Source organism: Gemmatimonadota bacterium (assembly GCA_016712265.1).
In the GTDB taxonomy this organism is placed as follows: Bacteria; Gemmatimonadota; Gemmatimonadetes; order Gemmatimonadales; family Gemmatimonadaceae; genus RBC101.
The window spans coordinates 1200390-1216589 of sequence record JADJRJ010000030.1 but is presented as its reverse complement, the minus strand read 5'-3'; the positions used below and the strand labels follow the sequence as shown (position 1 = coordinate 1216589).

The window sequence follows — 16200 nt, the reverse complement described above, 5'->3', positions numbered from 1 at the left end:
TCGCGTCGAAACTCCACGCGGCTCCTGCCCCTTGTCCATGGTGCCCCCGCGACCTCAGCTCGCCTTCACGTAGGCGCAGCCTGCTTCCTGGGCACGCACCGCAGCGAACACACCTGAAGGCTGCAAGATCACGCCGGGGAGCATCGCGGCGAGCGAGCGCTTGCGCGCTTCAGCGTCGCTCACCTTGTCCGCGCTGGCGACGACGTCCACGACGTCCTGCAACGCGAGGTTGCACGCGAGGGTGATTACGCCGCGCGCGATCTGTTTCGGGAGCGCACCGTTGTTGAACGGGGCAGGGATGCCGTCCTTTTCGTCCAACAGCGCCGGGTTCTGCTCAATGGCCGCGCCCGTCAGCGGGTGGGTGACGCCGAACTTCTTGCCCAACGCGTATTTCTTGATGAAAGCGTGTTGAAGCGTCAGGACGATGGCGTTGTGCCGCAGGATGAGCACCGGGGAGAGGTCGGCCGCGCCAACCTTCAGGACGTCCATGTACTGGCCGAACCAGGCATTCGCGCGCCACACACCGTAGCCGCTTTCCGGCTCTGTGCAGTCGAAGCAGGCCTTGTGCTTGCCCTTGATCCGCGTGGCCCACGTGGTGTCCCACGGACCGGCCTGCACCGGGAAGAGGTCTGCAGGGATGGTGTGTCGGAGCCCGGCAACGCCCACGGAGCCGAGGGCGAGATGCTGCACGAAGTCACGTCGTGATGGGGACATGGTGGCGGGCAAGGTTCGGGAATGGAGCTAGGCAAGGGATAGCAATGTTCAGTCAACGGCCCGCGTGAGCAAACACCAACACCGCGAGGTACGCTCCGAAGGCAGCGACCGGCTGTCGGGCACACCCTCTTGCGCGTTCCCTGCCGCGATCGAAGTTGTTCAGCTCCGCAGGCCACCTTCGAGGGGTACCCATGCGCCACAGCCTTCTCTTGCTCGCCGTTTGGTCGATCGGGGCGACCGAACTCCCGGCCCAACTCTCGGCCGGCTGGCCGACCGGTCGCGCCAAGCTCCGCTTTGAGGTTGAAGTACCAGCGTCGACCCGGAGTGAGGCGACCACCGGGAGGGTCTTCATCATCCTATCGCGCAACAGCCAGGCAGAGCCGCGGCTGCAGATCAGTCGCGTCGGCACACCGATGTTCGGCCGCGACATCGAGCGGCTCCCCGTCGGCGGTGTGGCCGTGGTCGACGGCAGTGACCTCGGGCATCCGGTCTGGGACATGGCGGACATTCCTCCGGGCGACTACTGGGTGCAGGCCATGGTGAGCGTCTACTCGGAGTTTCGTCGAGCGGACGGCAAGGTGCTCTGGATGCACGACGACCAGTGGGAAGGCCAGCAGTGGAATCGTTCACCAGGCAACCTCTTCTCGACCCCTCGGCAGGTCCGGGTCGACCCGCTCACCAGGGGGACGATCCGTTTGGTCGCCGACCAGAAGGTTCCGGCGATCGAGATGCCGGCGAATACCTCGTGGGTAGAGCGCTTTCGCCTGCAGTCGCCCATGCTTTCTAAGTTCTGGGGCCGCCCGATCTACCTCGGTGCCACCGTGTTGCTTCCGCGGGACTACAAGACGTCCACGATCTCCTACCCTGTGTTGTACGAGCAGGGGCATTTCTCGACCGGGGCGCCGCTACGGTTCGAGGAGGGTGGCGACCTCCACCGCGAGTGGGCCAAGGACAACTTCCCGCGGATGATCGTCGTGACGTTCCAGCATCCCACGCCGTACTTCGACGACTCGTACGCCGTGAACTCGGTGAACAACGGCCCCTACGGGGACGCGATCATGCAGGAGCTCATCCCGGAGATCGAGAAACGCTACCGGATCATCAAGGAGCCATGGGCGCGCTGGCTGCACGGCGGGTCAACTGGGGGGTGGGAAGCGCTCGCGCTCCAGATCTTCCACCCGGACTTCTTTGGTGGCGCCTGGGCCTACTGCCCCGACCCGGTCACCTTCTCCGATGTTGAAGGGATCAACATCTACAAGGACGACAACGCGTACTACAAGCAGGTCACCGAATGGCATCGGACGCCGACGATCAACTCCCGCGAGGTGAACGGCGAGGTGCGGCAGACCTCGCAGCAACGAAACTGGATGGAGCTCGTGAACGGCACGAAGGGACGCTCCGGCCATCAGCTCGATATCTGGTCGGCGACCTACGGACCCCTCGGCGACGACGGCTACTTCAAGCCGGTGTTCGACAAGAAGACAGGGAAGGTGGATCGGACCGTCGCCGAGTACTGGCGCGAGAACTACGACCTGCTGCACATCATGCGGAAGAACTGGGCGACGCTGGGCCCCAAGCTGGTCAACAAGCTCTACATCTACATGGGGGATGCGGACACCTACTTCCTCGATCGCGCCACGCGGGAACTGGACGCCTGGATGAAGACGACCACCAACCCGCACTACGACGGGTTCTTCATGTACGGCGACCAGAAGCCCCATTGCTGGAGCGGCCCGGTGTCCCAGGCCGAGCGCCTCAAGGAGATGGCGCAGCACGGGCTGCGGTTCATGCCTGCCGGGACGACCACGCCGTGGTGGAAGTACTGATCCCTCGCACGCGCATGCACGGCGACTCCCACGTCTCCGACAGCTGTATCGCTGCTTCCGTCCCGTGTGTGTGGATGCGGCGCGGGACGCATGGCACTATCGTTTGACCTCTCCCCCTTCACTCACTCCCATGAAACGACGTTGGTCGATCCTGTTGGCAATTCTGGGGCTCGCGAGCAGCACTGCGATGGCCCAGGGACGCCAGGTCACCGGCAAGGTGACCGAAGAAGGCTCCGGCGCGCCCATTCCATCGGCGCAGATCCAGGTTCGCGGCAGCACCACGGGTGGTCTCACGCGCGAGGACGGCACGTTCGCCGTTCGGGTGCCAGCCGGCGAAGTCGTTCTCGTTGTTCGTCGGTTGGGGTATCCCCCGGTCGAGGCCCGCGTTGCGGCCGACCAGTCAGACATTGCGATCGTGATGCGAAAGGACGCGCTCAAGCTCGACCAGGTGGTCATCACGGGGCAGGCGACCGGCATCTCGCGGCGCAACCTTCCCAACTCCATCGCGAGCGTCAGCGCCGAGCAGGTGGCCAAGGTGTCGGCCTCCGCCGTGGACCAGGCACTCCAGGGGAAGATTGCCGGCGCGAATATCTCAACGAGCACCGGCGCTCCGGGCGGTGGCAACCGGGTGCGGATCCGCGGTATCTCGTCCATCCTCGGCAGTGCGCAGCCGTTGTATGTGGTGGACGGGGTGATCACCTCGGATGTGTCGATCGGTAACGGCACCAATCGCGTCACGCGCGCGGCGGGCGCCGCGATTTCGGCCGTCACGCAGGAGGCGCCCGTGAACCGGATCGCCGACCTCAATCCCAACGACATCGAGAGCCTGGAAGTGCTCAAGGGGTCGGCCGCAGCGGCGATCTACGGCTCCAAGGCGTCGGGCGGTGTCATCATCATCACGACCAAGCGCGGTCAGGCCGGGCGCCCGCAGTTTAACTTGCGTACGGGCGGCGGCACGGCGGAGTTGGCCTATCGGAACGGCCAGCGCAAGTTCCTGAGCGCGGCGGATGCGGCGCGCATCAACCCGGTGCTCGGGCCCCTCTGGACGCCGGACGTGAATCTTGACTACGAGGATCTCACCTACGGCAACACGCCCTTCAACAAGGAGGGGACGCTTTCGGTGAGCGGCGGGTCGGCCGATACGCGGTATTTCGTGTCCGGGACCGGCCGTTACGAAGGGGGCATCGTCAAGAACACTTTTGCCTCCAAGTTCGGGCTGCGCGTGAACCTCGACCAGCGCCTCTCGGACAAGATGGAGCTGCAGGTGGGGACAGAGGTGCTGCGCACGCTGAGTGACCGCGGCCTGTTCGGGAATGACAACGCCGGCAACTCGATCGCCTACACGTTGACGAAGATCCCGAGTTTTCTTGACCTCCGGCAGCGTCCGGATGGCACTTGGCCGCGAAACCCGTTCTACAACTCGAACCCGTTGCACACCATCGACCTCATCAAGAACGAGGAAGGGGTCTGGCGCAACATCACGACCGCGCGGCTCACCTGGGACCTGTGGGCCAACAACAAGCAGTCGATCCGTTTCGTCGGGTACGGCGGCGCCGACGTTCTCCAGCAGCATAACGAGGTCTATTCACCGCCCGAGCTGCAGTATGAGCCGCTGGATGGGCTGCCGGGCACGGCCACCGTGGGTGATGGCAACAACACGCAAGGCAACCTGAACCTGAACGTCGTGCACGAGTGGCGCCCGTTTTCGCGCTGGACGGCGACGAGCCAGGTCGGCACGCAGTGGGAGAAGCGCAAGTTTGGCGTCAGCCGCGGAGCCGCCCTGGGGCTGCTTGGGGGGCTTGAGGTGGTGACGGCCGGTACCCAGCGCGAGGTCGACGAGGCCCGGCAGCTGACCGAGGACTTCGGTGTCTTTGGGCAGACCGAGTGGCTGTACAACGATCGCCTGCTGCTTACCGTCGGCGCGCGCGCCGACCGCAGCTCCAACAACGGCGATCCGGGCAAGTTCTTCCTCTTCCCCAAGGCATCGGCGTCGTACCGTTTGCCTGCCCTGATGCCAGGCAAGATCGATGAACTGAAGTTCCGGGCGGCGTACGGCGAAACCGGCAACCAGCCGCTGTATGGCCAGAAGTTCACGGGACTGGACCTCTCGAACATCTCCGGTTCCGGGGCATTCCGGATCGGTACCACCCTGGCGTCGCCGGACCTGCGTCCGGAGCGGCAGCGGGAAGTCGAGGTCGGTATCGATGCCGCCTTGTTCAACAACCGCGGGACGCTGGATTTCACCGTCTTCCAGCGGAACATCTCGGACCTCCTGATCACGCGCACGCTGCCCCCGACCTCTGGCTACTCCTCGGAGATCTCGAACGGCGCGGAGATGAAGGTGTGGGGCGCAGAGGCCACGGCGTCCCTCTTCCCGATCCAGAACCAGACCTTTTCGTGGAACACGCGCCTCAACTTCGGGATGAACCGCAGCGAGATCACCAACCTGCCGGTGCCGGCCTTCCTGTTGGGCACCTTCCAGGTGGGCGCCGTGAAGGTCGAGGAGGGGAAGTCGGCCACGCAGCTGTTCGGCAACGACACCTTGCCGCAGCCGGGTCGCGTCCTGGCTCCGAACGGCGTCCTGATGGGCGACGGCAACCCGGACTGGACCGCAGGCCTCTCCAATGAACTCCGCTTCAAGCGCTTCTCGGCCTTCGCGCTGCTGGATCGCCAGCAGGGCGGGATGCTCGCCAACGGGACCTGGCGTCACTACGACCTCGGGCAGAACTCGCGCGACTACGACGCGCCCGGGCCGAACGGGGTGAAGCTTGGCGAGTGGCGCCGGACGACGTACCTGTCCGTGACGCGCATCTTCTACCAGGAGGCGACTTACACGAAGCTGCGCGAAGTGACGCTGGGCTACGACCTGCCGAACAGCTTCACGCAGGGATTGTGGAGCCGCGTGTCCAACGCGCGGTTGCAGGCCAGTGGACGCAACCTGTATTGGTGGACCAAGTTCCGCGGTGGGGACCCGGAGGCCGAGAACTTCGGCGCCGGCAACGTGCCCGGGGCCGTGCAGCGCAATCGTGAGCTGGCCGCCTACCCGGCGTCCCGCTCGTTCTGGCTCAACCTCAGCCTGGAGTTCTGAGCAATGACGACATCCTCGATGGTCCCGGCTCGCCGGGTCGTTGCGGTCGCCATGCTCGGCGCCGCACTCACTGTCACGGCCTGCAAGGAAGTGGTCGTGCCGAACTTCAACTCCCCGAACGTCGACCAGCTACTCGCCGCCCCCAAGGCCGCTGTGGTGAACACCACGGCGCTGGGGCTCCTCGTCGGCGCACGTGGCTCGATCGCCGGATACGCGTCGACCCTCGGGATCTTCGGCCGGGAGTCATATAATTTGGACGTCGCGGACGCCCGGTTCGTGCTCTCCTTTCTCGCGCAACCACTGACCCCCGGCGGCTTCGGGACGGACCTCGGTTGGTCCGCGACGTACCGACAGGTGCTCACGGCGCAGACGATCCTCGACATCGTCGACAAGGTGCCGGACTACACGGCACCGCAGAAGGAAGCGATGAAGGGCTTCACGAAGACCTTTATGGCGATGGCCTTTCTGGACCAGCTGCGGGTCCGGGACACCTTCGGGATCGTGCTGCAGGTCGACCCGACGGCAAGGGAGCTGGGTCCCTTCGTGACCCGCGAAGAGGGCTTCAACCGGGTGGCGACGCTCCTCGATGAGGCCAAGACCCATCTCACCGCTGGTGGGGCGGCATTCCCGTTCACCCTGCACTCGGGCTTCGCGGGCTTCAACACTCCCGCGAACTTCCTGCGGTTCAACCGCGCGATGAAGGCGCGCGCCGAGGTCTACCGCACCCGCTGGGCGGACGCCCTCACCGCGCTGAACGAGAGCTTCATCTCGACGTCCGCGACCACGGCGGCCGCCCTGGCCACCGGGGTCTACCACGTCTTCTCGACGTCTGCCGGTGATGCCACCAACGGATTGTTCGATCCGGCGCCGCGCGCGCTGGCGGCGCACCCGTCGATCATCCCGGATGCCCAGCTGCGGGCGAACGGCCAGCCAGACCTCCGCACCGGAAAGGTCACCACGGGCGCCACGATCTCGAACCAGGGCGTTACGTCGAGCCTGCGGTTCACGATCTATCCCACCAACGTGACCCCGATCCCGGTCATCAAGAACGAGGAGCTGATCCTGTTGCGCGCCGAAGCGAACAACGGGCTGGGCAACCGCGCGGCGGCCATCGCGGACCTGGACTTTGTACGGGTCAACTCCGGTGGTCTCGCCCCCCTCGGCGCCGGTTTCGCCGGCGATTTGGTCAGCGAGATCCTCTACAACCGGCGGTATTCGCTGCTGTTCGAGTACGGGCACCGCTGGCACGACATGCGGCGGTACGGCCGGTTGGCGCAGCTCCCCAAGGCGTTGCCCAGCCACCTGGTGTACCCGATCGTCCCGCTGCCCGCGGATGAGTGCAACCAGCGGACGCCCCAACCCAAGGGGTGTGTGCAGGTAAACGGCTTCTAGCCGAGGCGTCAACAGGAACGCCGCGGGCCCCGGCCGTGACGCCGGGGCCCGCGTGCGTGTTGGGACAAGCGGGAACGGACTTGCAGGAGTCGGGATATAACCATATAGTTATATCTAGTACCTCTTGCTCCCTGCCTTGTGACCCTTCGTCTCGTCGTCGCGCTCGCGCTGGCCCCACTCGCGGCGCACGCCCAACCCGCCCGCCTCGGCCTCGCCGACGCGATCGCCCGCGCGGACCAGCGTGGGTACGCCAATCGGGGGGCATCCGCCGGGGCCGATGCCGCCCGGGCGAACACGCTCCTCCCCCTCAAGGGCATCCTTCCCAGTGCCCGCGTGGAAGCGGGGTACCTGCGCACCACCGACCCCATCGGGGCCTTCGGCACCGCGTTGCGGCAGCGCCGCATCGCGCAGGCAGACTTCGACCCCACGCGCCTCAACTTCCCGTCCGCCGTGGGGAATCACGCGGCCGCCCTGGTGCTCGAGCAGCCGATCTTCAACGCCGATGCCTGGGTTGGACGCCGCGCCGTGACGCATGCGGCCGACGCGTCAACCGAGGTCGCCGCCTGGTCCCGGAACCAGACAGCGGCACAAGTGGTTCGCGCATGGTACGGGGCCGTGCTCGCCGGGGCCAAGGCCACGGCCCTGGAGACCGCGCTACAGAGCGCCACGGCGCACGTCCGGCAGGCCCAGTCCATGGAACGCAATGGACTGGTGACCCCAAGCGACGCCATGCTGGCGTCCGTGCGGGCGGGCGAGGTCGAGGTGATGCACCTCGAGGCGGTCGCGGCGACGCGGCTCGCACGCGCAGGGCTTGCCACGGCGATTGGTACGCCGGAGGACACCACCTTCGCCCTGCCTGCAGCGCTGCCCTCGTCCCAGCGCTTGCGCGAAAGCGTCGAGCAGGTGATGGCGTTGGGGACGACGGAACGCGCGGATGTACGAGCGGCGCGCACCGGAGCTGCCGCCGCGGCCGCCGATCACGATCGCGCGCGCGCACTGCTGCTCCCGCGGGTGAACTCTTTTGCCCGGCTGGACTGGAACTCACCCGACCTGCCGTTCGGGGGGCGCAACAACTGGACGGTGGGTCTCATGGCGTCGTGGTCCCCATTCAGCGGGGCCTCCGAGCTGTCGGAACGCCGGGTGACGAGCAGTCGTGTAGCCGCTGCTCGGGCGATGCAGGACGGCGCCATCGCCCAGGCCGCCCTTGAGAACGCGCAATCCCGCAGCGCCGTCGAGGTCGCCGCCGCCCGCCTGGTCATCGCGGAGCGCGGGGTAACGCAGGCGACCGACGCGCATCGCATCATCGCGCGGAAGTACGAGGGCGGGCTGGCCGCCATCACGGAGTTGTTGGATGCCTCAACCACGGAAGTGCAGGCACGCCTCGCCGAGGCCGCTTCGCGTTACGCACTGATCACCGCACTCACTGACCGACTGCAGGCCACCGGAAATGCCCCGGCCTGGCTCTCTCGTTTGGATACCCTCCCATGATCACGATCCGTACTTCATCTGTTGTCCTCGGCGCTGGCCTGGCCATCCTGGCAGCCTGCGGGGGAGACCCGGCGCCGCACGCTGAGAGCGCCACCGAGGCGGTACCCTCCGGCACGGCGTTCACCGTGACCGACACGACGATCACCGCCATGGTCGAGGCACCAGGCACCGCGGAGCCCATCACACAGTCCACCGTGAGCACCAAGCTCATGGGGACGGTGACGGCCATCCTCGTACAAGAGGGTGACGTGGTCCGAGCAGGGCAGGTCCTGGCTCGCATCGACGCGCGCGACGTGGAAGCCAAGGGGACGCAGGTCCAGGCCGCGATGGCTGCGGCCGAGGCGGCCCGCAACGAAGCGGCGCTGTACGCGGGACGGATGCGGGCGCTCTTTGCCGACAGTGCCGCACCGAAAGCCCAACTGGACGCAGCGGAGGCGGGATTGCAGCGTGCGGAGGCCGGAGTGAACGCCGCTCGAGCCGGCCGCGCGGAGGTGGATGCGATCGCCGACTACGCCACCGTGCGCAGCCCGTCGGCCGGGGTGGTCACACAGCGCTGGGTCGATCCCGGGGCGTTCGCGGCCCCCGGTGCCCCGCTCGTCTCCGTGCAGGACCAGTCCAGGCTCCGCGTGACGGCAACCGCTCAGCCCGTGGAGGCGCGGACGCTCCGTCGCGGCCAGCTCGTCGATGTGGTGATCGAGGGGACGGTGGCTCGCGGCGTCGTTGAGGCCGTGGTCCCCTCCACGTCGGGGGGGCTGTACACCATCAATGCCATCGTGCCTAACGGCGAGCGGCGACTGGCCGCCGGTGGGACCGCGACGCTCCGCATTCCCAACGGCACACGGTCTGCTATTCTCATTCCCGCGGCGAGCGTCCGGCGCCAAGGCGACCTCACCGGTGTCGTGGTTCGGACGGGCAACACGGCGACAACCCGCTGGGTGCGCGTCAGCGCGGGTCCCGAGGGGCGGCTTGAAGTCCTGGGAGGGTTGCGGGCTGGTGATGTGATCCTCGTGCCGACCGCCCCGGTCCGCGGGAGCTGACCATGGGTATCTCAGGTCGTATCGCTCGGGCGTTCCTCCAGTCCCGACTCACGCCACTGGTCACGCTCGCTTCACTCGCGGTCGGGGTGATCGGCATCATGGCGACTCCGCGCGAAGAGGAGCCGCAAATCTCGGTACCGATGATCGACGTGATCGCGGCGCTGCCAGGCGCCGGGCCCGAGGAGGTGGAGAACACCATCGGCCGTCCACTCGAACGTCGCATGTGGGAACTCCCCGGTGTGGAGCATGTCTACACCATGTCCGGCGACGGGTACGCCATGGTGACGGTGCGCTTTAAGGTCGGTGAGGACCAGGAGCGCAGCATCACGCGCGTCCATGCCAAGCTCGCGTCGTCCATGGACGCGATGCCGGCCGGCGCCATGCCGCCCGTCGTCAAGCCGCACTCCATCGACGACGTGCCCGTGATGACGCTCACCCTGTCGTCCGCGGCCTACGATGCGGAGGCGCTACGGGCCATCGCGGTGCACCTGGAGGACGAGGTCCGCACGATTACCGATGTTGCCGAGACTTCGGTCATCGGGGGGCGATCGCGCCAGGTGGAAGTGTGGTTGGACGCCGCCAAGCTGGCGGCTCGTGGGGTGACACCGGGTGAGGTCCTCCAGGCCATCCGCGGGTCCAACGCTCGTGTGCAGGCTGGGGACCTCGCGGTCGCAAACCAAGGCGTGCGTGTGGCGATCGGGGCTCCCCTGGCCACGGCACAGGACGTCGGCATGGTCGTGGTGTCGATGCGACAGGGAGCGCCCGTGATGCTCCGCGACGTCCCGGCCGTCCGCGAAGGGCATGGGGACGTCACGGACTACGTGACGCACGCGACCAGGACCGAGGGGCCACGCCCTGCCGTGACCCTGGCGATTGCCAAGCGCCCCGGCGCGAATGCGACCACGGTCACCCGCGCGGTCGAGGCCCGCCTGCATGATGCACAGGGGCGCATCGTCCCGGCGGATGTCTCCGTCGAGGTCACGCGGGACTATGGCGAGACGGCGGCGGAGAAGGCCAGCGAACTGATCCTCCACCTGCTCCTCGCGACGCTCTCCGTCACGCTCCTCGTGGGACTCTTCCTGGGGTGGCGCGAGGCCCTCGTCGTCCTCGTCGCGGTTCCCGTGACGCTCGCCCTGACCCTGTTTGCCTACTACGCCCTCGGTTACACGCTCAACCGCATCACGTTGTTTGCCTTGATCTTCTCGATCGGGATCCTCGTAGACGACGCGATCGTGGTGGTGGAAAACATCTATCGCCACATGCAGATGCGGCGCACCACGCCAGAGGAAGCGGCGATCGAGGGCGTCGACGAGGTCGGCAACCCGACAATCCTGGCCACCTTCACGGTGATCGCCGCGATCCTGCCGATGGCGGTGGTCTCGGGCATGATGGGGCCGTACATGCGCCCGATTCCCGTCGGCGCGTCCGTTGCGATGCTCGCGTCGCTGGCCGTGGCGTTCATTGTCACGCCGTGGCTGGCCCTGCGCCTGCTGCGTGGCCACGTCAGCGCGCTGCCACATCCGCCGGCGGACCGCGCGCATGAACCGGAAGAGGGTGGCCGCTTTGGCGGATGGTACACCCGCTTCATGACGCCGCTCATCGAACAGCCGCGACGTCGCTACATCTTCTACGGCATCACCGTGGGCTTGCTCTTCGTGTCCATGGCCCTCGTGGCGGTGCGTGCCGTGCAGGTGAAGATGCTGCCCTTCGACAACAAGTCGGAGTTCCAGGTGATCGCTGACCTGCCGGAAGGGACGACCTTGGAAACCAGCCAGGGCCTTGGCGAGGCGATGGCGACCTACCTGCGGTCGGTCCCCGAGGTGCGGAGCACCGAGGTCTACGCCGGTGTGGCGGCGCCATTCAACTTCAACGGACTCGTCAGGCACTACTTCCTGCGCCGCGGCGCCAACGTCGTGGACGTGCAAGTCAACCTGCTCCCGAAGGGCGAGCGGGACCGCCAGTCGCACGACATCGCGGTCGCCGTGCGTCCCACCATCGATTCGATTGCCCGGGACTTTGGTGCCTCGGTGAAGGTGGCCGAGATCCCACCGGGTCCCCCGGTGCTCTCGACCCTCGTGGCCGAGGTGTATGGCCCGGACGACGCCACACGGCTCGCGGCGGCCACCGAGGTGCGCAAGGTGTTCGAGTCCACGCCGGGCGTCGTGGATGTCGACTGGACCATCGAGGCACCGCAGCAACAGGCCACGTTCCGTGTCGACCGCGTGCTCGCCGCGCGATCCGGCGCGAGCGTTGAGCAGCTCACCCAGGTCCTGTATCTCGCCGTGTCCGGAGCCCCGGCGGGCCGGCTGGCGAGCCTGACCGCCCGTGAGCCGGGCACCATCGTGCCGCGTCTTGACCTGTCTCAGCGGACCTCGGTCGAGGCCCTCCTCGCCACGCCGGTGGCGACCATGGCTGGCCCGCAGCCCCTGGGGCGCTTTGTCACCGTGGAGCACGGGACGACATCGTCGGTGCGTATGCGCCGCAACCTACGCCCGGCGATCTACGTCACCGGTGACGTGGCGGGATCCATCGAGTCACCGGTGTACGCGATCCTGGAGATGAACCGCAAGCTGGACGCGGTCCGGATCAACGGGGCGGAGATCACGCGCTACAACGCGGTGCAGCCGACGGCGGTGGACGAACTCGCGATGAAGTGGGATGGGGAATGGCAGGTGACCATCGAGGTGTTCCGTGACCTGGGGCTCGCCTTCGGTGCGGTCCTCATCTTGATCTATGTCCTCGTCGTCGGGTGGTTCCAGTCCTTCACGACCCCGCTCGTGATCATGGCGCCGATCCCACTCACGCTGATCGGCATCCTCCCGGGGCACGCGATCACCGGCGCATTCTTCACGGCCACGTCGATGATCGGGATGATCGCCCTGGCCGGGATCATCGTGCGCAACTCGATCCTGCTCGTTGACTTCATTCAGCTGGCGGAGGCCCGGGGACGGTCGCTGCGGCAGGCGGTGATCGAAGCGGGGGCGGTGCGGTTTCGTCCGATCGCGCTCACGGCGGCCGCTGTCGTGATCGGCGGGCTCGTGATGGTTCTTGACCCGATCTTCCAGGGGCTGGCGGTGGCGCTGATGTTCGGCGCAGTCGCGGCCACCCTGCTGACCATGGTGGTGGTCCCGCTCCTCTATTGGGAGCTCCGCCACCGCGCCCCAACACCGGAGGCCGTATGAAGCTGCTGATGCTCATCCACAGTGGACCGCACGAGGACCGCCTGACGCGGCTGCTTGATGCCCATGACGCTGGTGGCTACACCGAGCTGCGCAATGTCCATGGGAGTGGACCGAGTGGGCCGCTGCTCGGCACGCGCGCGTGGCCCGGGAGCGGCACGATCCTGTTCAGTATTGTGCCGGCCGCTCGCGTGGAGGCCCTAGTGCAGGCACTGAAAGAGTACAAGGCGTCCCTCACGGCCGGGGAGCACCTCCATGTCGCGGTGCTCCCCGTGGAGACGTACTGCTGATGCGCCGCTCAGTTCGTCGTCTCGAGCGACGCCAGGGCGCGGTGCAGTCGCGCCTTGACCTCGGTGGCCAGTTCGGCGATGTCCGTCCGACCGGTGAGGGACAAGGCCTCGACCGGGTCCATCGCGGCGACGACACTCGTCCCCTCAGTGTCGCCCGCATACACGATGACGTTGCAGGGCAGGAGCAAGCCGATGTCTCGCTCCGCGGTCAGGGCTCGGTGCGCCAACGATGGATTGCATGCCCCCAGGATGACATAGGGGCGAAAGTCGACATCGAGCTTCTTCTTGAGCGTGGCGGCGACGTCAATCTCGGTCAACACCCCGAATCCCTCAGTGGCCAGCGCCTCGCGGGTGCGACGCGTGGCTTCCTCATACGGGACGGTCAGGGTCACGCCAAAGCCATACCGGGTGGTCTGCGCAATCATGTGGGCCTCAGGGGCAGGGGACGGATGTATGGCCATTCTAGCACCTCCCCACACCGTGTCTGTCCGGGTTCCCCTGCCCGCTGAGCGTCGTCTTCCCATCTCGAATCCATCCCCCATGTGCCCTCCTCGCATCATCCTCCGCATTGCTGGTGCCTTCGTGCTCACCTCCGTGGCCTTCGCGACCTGGCTCCACCCGGCCTGGCTCGCCTTCACGGCCTTCGTGGGCTTCAACATGCTCCAGTCGAGCTTCACGGGATTCTGTCCCCTGGAGCGAGGACTGGGTGCGCTCGGCTGGCTGGGCTGCCAGCCCCGAGCGGCACGTTAGGTTGCGTCCGGCCTCCCCGCTCTTGCTCATGCCACGCATCCTGACCCCCGCGCTGCTCGATCTGGTCGCCGATCGCTTCAAGGCGCTCGCCGACCCGGCGCGCCTGCGGTTGCTGAGCGCCCTCCGTGATGGGGAACGCACCGTGTCTGAACTGGTGGAGGCGACGGACCTCTCCCAGGCCAATGCATCCAAGCACCTCACGCTGCTACACACCCTGGGCTTCGTGAAGCGCCGCCGGGAAGGGAGCTGGACGTACTATGCCCTGGGTGACCGGGACGTGATGCGACTCTGTGACCTGATGTGCGGGCGGATCGAGGCCGAGGTGGAGCGGCGGGCCCAAATGCTGGGGTGAGGTGCGGGGGAGGGCGCGTGGCCCCAGATTACGGCGCGCCGCTCACACCCCATCATGCAATTCCTCCATACCAAGCGTGAACGTGCCGGTCTCCTGATCATCCTGCTTGGCGCGGGGATCCTGATGGCCATCTCCTCGTTTGCCGTCGGGCTGCTTGGTGCGGCAGTCCTCTATGTGTTGTGTGTCCCTGTTTACCAGCGTCTGCGTCGGCGCGTGGGGCCGGACGGTGCGGCGTCCCTGACCCTGGTCTTTGCGGTGGTTGCCATTGCGTTACCGGTGATGTGGATCGTCGCGCTGGTGGCCGACCAGGGTTCCGAGATGCTCCGTCGAGCCCAGGAGTCCAACGCATTCGCGCACCTCAGCAATCTCCCGAAGATCGGGACGGTGGACATCGGAGCGGAGGTCGCCAAGGCGAGCGGGACCTTCTTCCGCTGGTTGTCCCAGCAAGCGTTCGATTTTGTGGGTGGCGCCGCGCGCGCCACGTTGAACCTCGTGATCTCGTTCTTTGCGCTGTATTACATGCTGGTCTCGGCCGAGGTGTCGTGGAAGGCGTTCCGCGAGTTCCTCCCGTTCTCGGAGGAGGGGGCGAACCTGCTGCGTGATCGGTTCTACTCGGTCACGCACGCCACGGTGCTTGGGACCCTGCTGACCTCGCTCGCCCAGGGGACCCTGATCGGGATTGCATTCCTCGTGGTCGGCCTGCCTAACGCGCTCTTCTGGGGGGTCGTGACCGGCTTTGCGTCGATCCTGCCGGTGCTGGGAAGCGCTCTCGTGTGGCTCCCCGGGGTGCTGGTGCTCCTCGCCCAGGGACGGTATGGCGCGACGGTGACCCTCCTGGTGATCGGTGCTGGCCTGGCGAGCAACATCGACAACGTGATCCGACCGTTGATCTATCGGCGGGTCTCGAACCTGCACCCGATGGTGACCTTGATTGGCGCCTTTGCCGGGGTGAAGTACTTCGGGTTGCTCGGTGTACTGCTCGGCCCGCTGGCGATCCAGTACTTCTTCGAGTTCGTGACGCTGTATCGCAAGGAGTACATCGCCGCGCCCAGCGCTCCGACTTCCGTCGCCGCGTCGTCGTGAGGCGTCGCTGGCCGGGCGTCGCGGCAGCGGGGGGCGTCGCGCTGGTTGCCTGGGGGGTGTCGCAACTCGCGGCGCCGCGGGTGTCGTGGGCACCGGACGCGGTGGTCCTCGCCCTGCTGTTCGGGATGATCGTCCATGCGGTGCGCCCCTTGCCCGCGTCGTGGGAGGCGGGCGTTGCGTTCATGGGGCGCCAGGTGCTGGAAGTCGCGATCGTAGTCCTTGGCCTCACGACGGACCTGCGGCGGTTTGCGGCCGCCGGACCGCTGCTGGTGGCGTGCACGGTGGGGACGACGGTGGTCGCGTTAGGCGCCGGCATCCTCATCGGGCGCTGGTGTGGCCTCGGCCGGCGCCATGCGGTGCTCGTCGCGTCGGGGAATGCCATCTGCGGCAACACGGCCATCGTCGCCGTGGCGCGGGCGAGCGGCGCGACCGCCATGGAGACGGCGTCGGCGATCGCGTCCACGGCGCTCCTCAGCATCGGGCTGGTGCTTGCCCTGCCCGTGATCGGGACCGTGATGGCCCTGGACGACGCCCGCTACGGGGCGTTGGCCGGGATGACCGTCTACGCCATGCCCCAGGTGCTCGCAGCGACCTTTCCCGTCAGTGGCGCGGCGGGCGAGGTGGGCACGATGGTGAAGCTCGTGCGCGTGATGCTGATGGTGCCCTGGTTGGTCTGGCTTGGCCGCCACTCCGCAGGCGACGCAGCGCACGGCACCGGGGTGGGCGCGGCACTTCGCAAGGTGCTCCCGTGGTACCTCGTGTTGTTCCTCGCCGGGGCTGCGTTACGCACCGCCGGCGTGATCCCGACCACGGTCGCACACGGAGCGCAGGTGGTGGCCCACGCCCTGACGGTGGCCGCCATGGCCGGGGTTGGCCTGGCGGTGTCCCCGGACAGCATCCGCACGGCGGGGGTGCGCACCACGCTCGCCGCGCTTGCCTCGATGAGCCTGCTGCTCGTCGTGGCGCTCGCCGTCGTGCGGTTCCTCCTCCCGGGCTGAACC

General features: G+C 67.2%; 13 protein-coding genes. 11 read left to right on the top strand and 2 right to left on the bottom strand.

Annotation, left to right across the window (positions count from 1 at the left end; translation table 11 throughout):
• Positions 1 to 54: 54 nt before the first annotated feature.
• The gene (locus IPK85_20790; protein ID MBK8249803.1) at positions 55 to 714 is read right to left on the bottom strand and encodes a hypothetical protein; all 660 of its coding nucleotides are present in this window, start codon (positions 712 to 714) and stop codon (positions 55 to 57) included.
• A 191-nt stretch (positions 715 to 905) separates the two neighbouring features.
• Between IPK85_20790 and IPK85_20785 the strand changes: the two genes are divergently transcribed.
• The 7 genes from IPK85_20785 to IPK85_20755 all read left to right on the top strand — a co-directional run bounded on the left by IPK85_20785 (position 906) and on the right by IPK85_20755 (position 13014).
• Positions 906 to 2540, top strand: a complete 1635-nt coding sequence (locus IPK85_20785) for a hypothetical protein (protein ID MBK8249802.1) — start codon at positions 906 to 908, stop codon at positions 2538 to 2540.
• 130 nt (positions 2541 to 2670) lie between these two features.
• Positions 2671 to 5628: a SusC/RagA family TonB-linked outer membrane protein gene (locus IPK85_20780; GenBank protein ID MBK8249801.1), complete on the top strand. Its 2958-nt coding sequence runs from the start codon at positions 2671 to 2673 to the stop codon at positions 5626 to 5628.
• A gap of 3 nt (positions 5629 to 5631) precedes the next feature.
• Positions 5632 to 7020, top strand: coding sequence for a RagB/SusD family nutrient uptake outer membrane protein (locus IPK85_20775; protein ID MBK8249800.1), 1389 nt, complete (start codon positions 5632 to 5634; stop codon positions 7018 to 7020).
• Between the two features lie 138 nt (positions 7021 to 7158).
• Positions 7159 to 8508: a TolC family protein gene (locus tag IPK85_20770; protein MBK8249799.1), complete on the top strand. Its 1350-nt coding sequence runs from the start codon at positions 7159 to 7161 to the stop codon at positions 8506 to 8508.
• Positions 8505 to 9545 (top strand): efflux RND transporter periplasmic adaptor subunit, encoded by a 1041-nt coding sequence (locus tag IPK85_20765; GenBank protein MBK8249798.1) that lies wholly within the window; start codon positions 8505 to 8507, stop codon positions 9543 to 9545. Before IPK85_20770 ends, IPK85_20765 begins: the two co-directional genes overlap by 4 nt.
• A 2-nt stretch (positions 9546 to 9547) precedes the next feature.
• The gene (locus IPK85_20760; GenBank protein ID MBK8249797.1) at positions 9548 to 12727 is read left to right on the top strand and encodes an efflux RND transporter permease subunit; all 3180 of its coding nucleotides are present in this window, start codon (positions 9548 to 9550) and stop codon (positions 12725 to 12727) included.
• Positions 12724 to 13014 carry a hypothetical protein gene (locus IPK85_20755; GenBank protein MBK8249796.1) on the top strand — a complete coding sequence of 97 codons (291 nt, stop codon included), beginning with the start codon at positions 12724 to 12726 and terminating at the stop codon, positions 13012 to 13014. The genes IPK85_20760 and IPK85_20755 overlap by 4 nt, the downstream gene beginning before the upstream one ends.
• 8 nt (positions 13015 to 13022) lie before the next feature.
• Here IPK85_20755 and IPK85_20750 read toward each other — a convergent pair whose 3' ends face one another.
• Entirely contained in the window at positions 13023 to 13439 is a 417-nt protein-coding gene (locus IPK85_20750; GenBank protein ID MBK8249795.1) for a DUF302 domain-containing protein, read from the bottom strand.
• Between the two features lie 115 nt (positions 13440 to 13554).
• Here IPK85_20750 and IPK85_20745 point away from each other — a divergent pair, with 115 nt between their 5' ends.
• The 4 genes from IPK85_20745 to IPK85_20730 are packed head-to-tail and all read left to right on the top strand — an operon-like array spanning position 13555 to position 16197.
• Positions 13555 to 13764, top strand: a complete 210-nt coding sequence (locus IPK85_20745; protein ID MBK8249794.1) for a DUF2892 domain-containing protein — start codon at positions 13555 to 13557, stop codon at positions 13762 to 13764.
• 28 nt (positions 13765 to 13792) lie between these two features.
• Complete coding sequence (locus IPK85_20740; GenBank protein ID MBK8249793.1) at positions 13793 to 14116, top strand: winged helix-turn-helix transcriptional regulator; 324 nt, start codon at positions 13793 to 13795, stop codon at positions 14114 to 14116.
• Positions 14117 to 14170: 54 nt separating this feature from the next.
• Positions 14171 to 15199: an AI-2E family transporter gene (locus tag IPK85_20735; protein ID MBK8249792.1), complete on the top strand. Its 1029-nt coding sequence runs from the start codon at positions 14171 to 14173 to the stop codon at positions 15197 to 15199.
• Positions 15196 to 16197: a putative sulfate exporter family transporter gene (locus IPK85_20730; GenBank protein MBK8249791.1), complete on the top strand. Its 1002-nt coding sequence runs from the start codon at positions 15196 to 15198 to the stop codon at positions 16195 to 16197. The genes IPK85_20735 and IPK85_20730 overlap by 4 nt, the downstream gene beginning before the upstream one ends.
• Positions 16198 to 16200 lie beyond the last annotated feature (3 nt).

What these genes read in the sequence shown, in the direction of transcription:
- IPK85_20765 (MBK8249798.1), top strand. Translation starts at nt 8,505, where the DNA reads ATGATCACGATCCGTACTTCATCTGTTGTCCTCGGCGCTGGCCTGGCC.
- IPK85_20775 (MBK8249800.1), top strand. Translation starts at nt 5,632, where the DNA reads ATGACGACATCCTCGATGGTCCCGGCTCGCCGGGTCGTTGCGGTCGCC.
- IPK85_20760 (MBK8249797.1), top strand. Translation starts at nt 9,548, where the DNA reads ATGGGTATCTCAGGTCGTATCGCTCGGGCGTTCCTCCAGTCCCGACTC.
- IPK85_20755 (MBK8249796.1), top strand. Translation starts at nt 12,724, where the DNA reads ATGAAGCTGCTGATGCTCATCCACAGTGGACCGCACGAGGACCGCCTG.
- IPK85_20780 (MBK8249801.1), top strand. Translation starts at nt 2,671, where the DNA reads ATGAAACGACGTTGGTCGATCCTGTTGGCAATTCTGGGGCTCGCGAGC.
- IPK85_20750 (MBK8249795.1), bottom strand. Translation starts at nt 13,439, where the DNA reads ATGATTGCGCAGACCACCCGGTATGGCTTTGGCGTGACCCTGACCGTC.
- IPK85_20790 (MBK8249803.1), bottom strand. Translation starts at nt 714, where the DNA reads ATGTCCCCATCACGACGTGACTTCGTGCAGCATCTCGCCCTCGGCTCC.
- IPK85_20740 (MBK8249793.1), top strand. Translation starts at nt 13,793, where the DNA reads ATGCCACGCATCCTGACCCCCGCGCTGCTCGATCTGGTCGCCGATCGC.
- IPK85_20785 (MBK8249802.1), top strand. Translation starts at nt 906, where the DNA reads ATGCGCCACAGCCTTCTCTTGCTCGCCGTTTGGTCGATCGGGGCGACC.
- IPK85_20735 (MBK8249792.1), top strand. Translation starts at nt 14,171, where the DNA reads ATGCAATTCCTCCATACCAAGCGTGAACGTGCCGGTCTCCTGATCATC.
- IPK85_20745 (MBK8249794.1), top strand. Translation starts at nt 13,555, where the DNA reads ATGTGCCCTCCTCGCATCATCCTCCGCATTGCTGGTGCCTTCGTGCTC.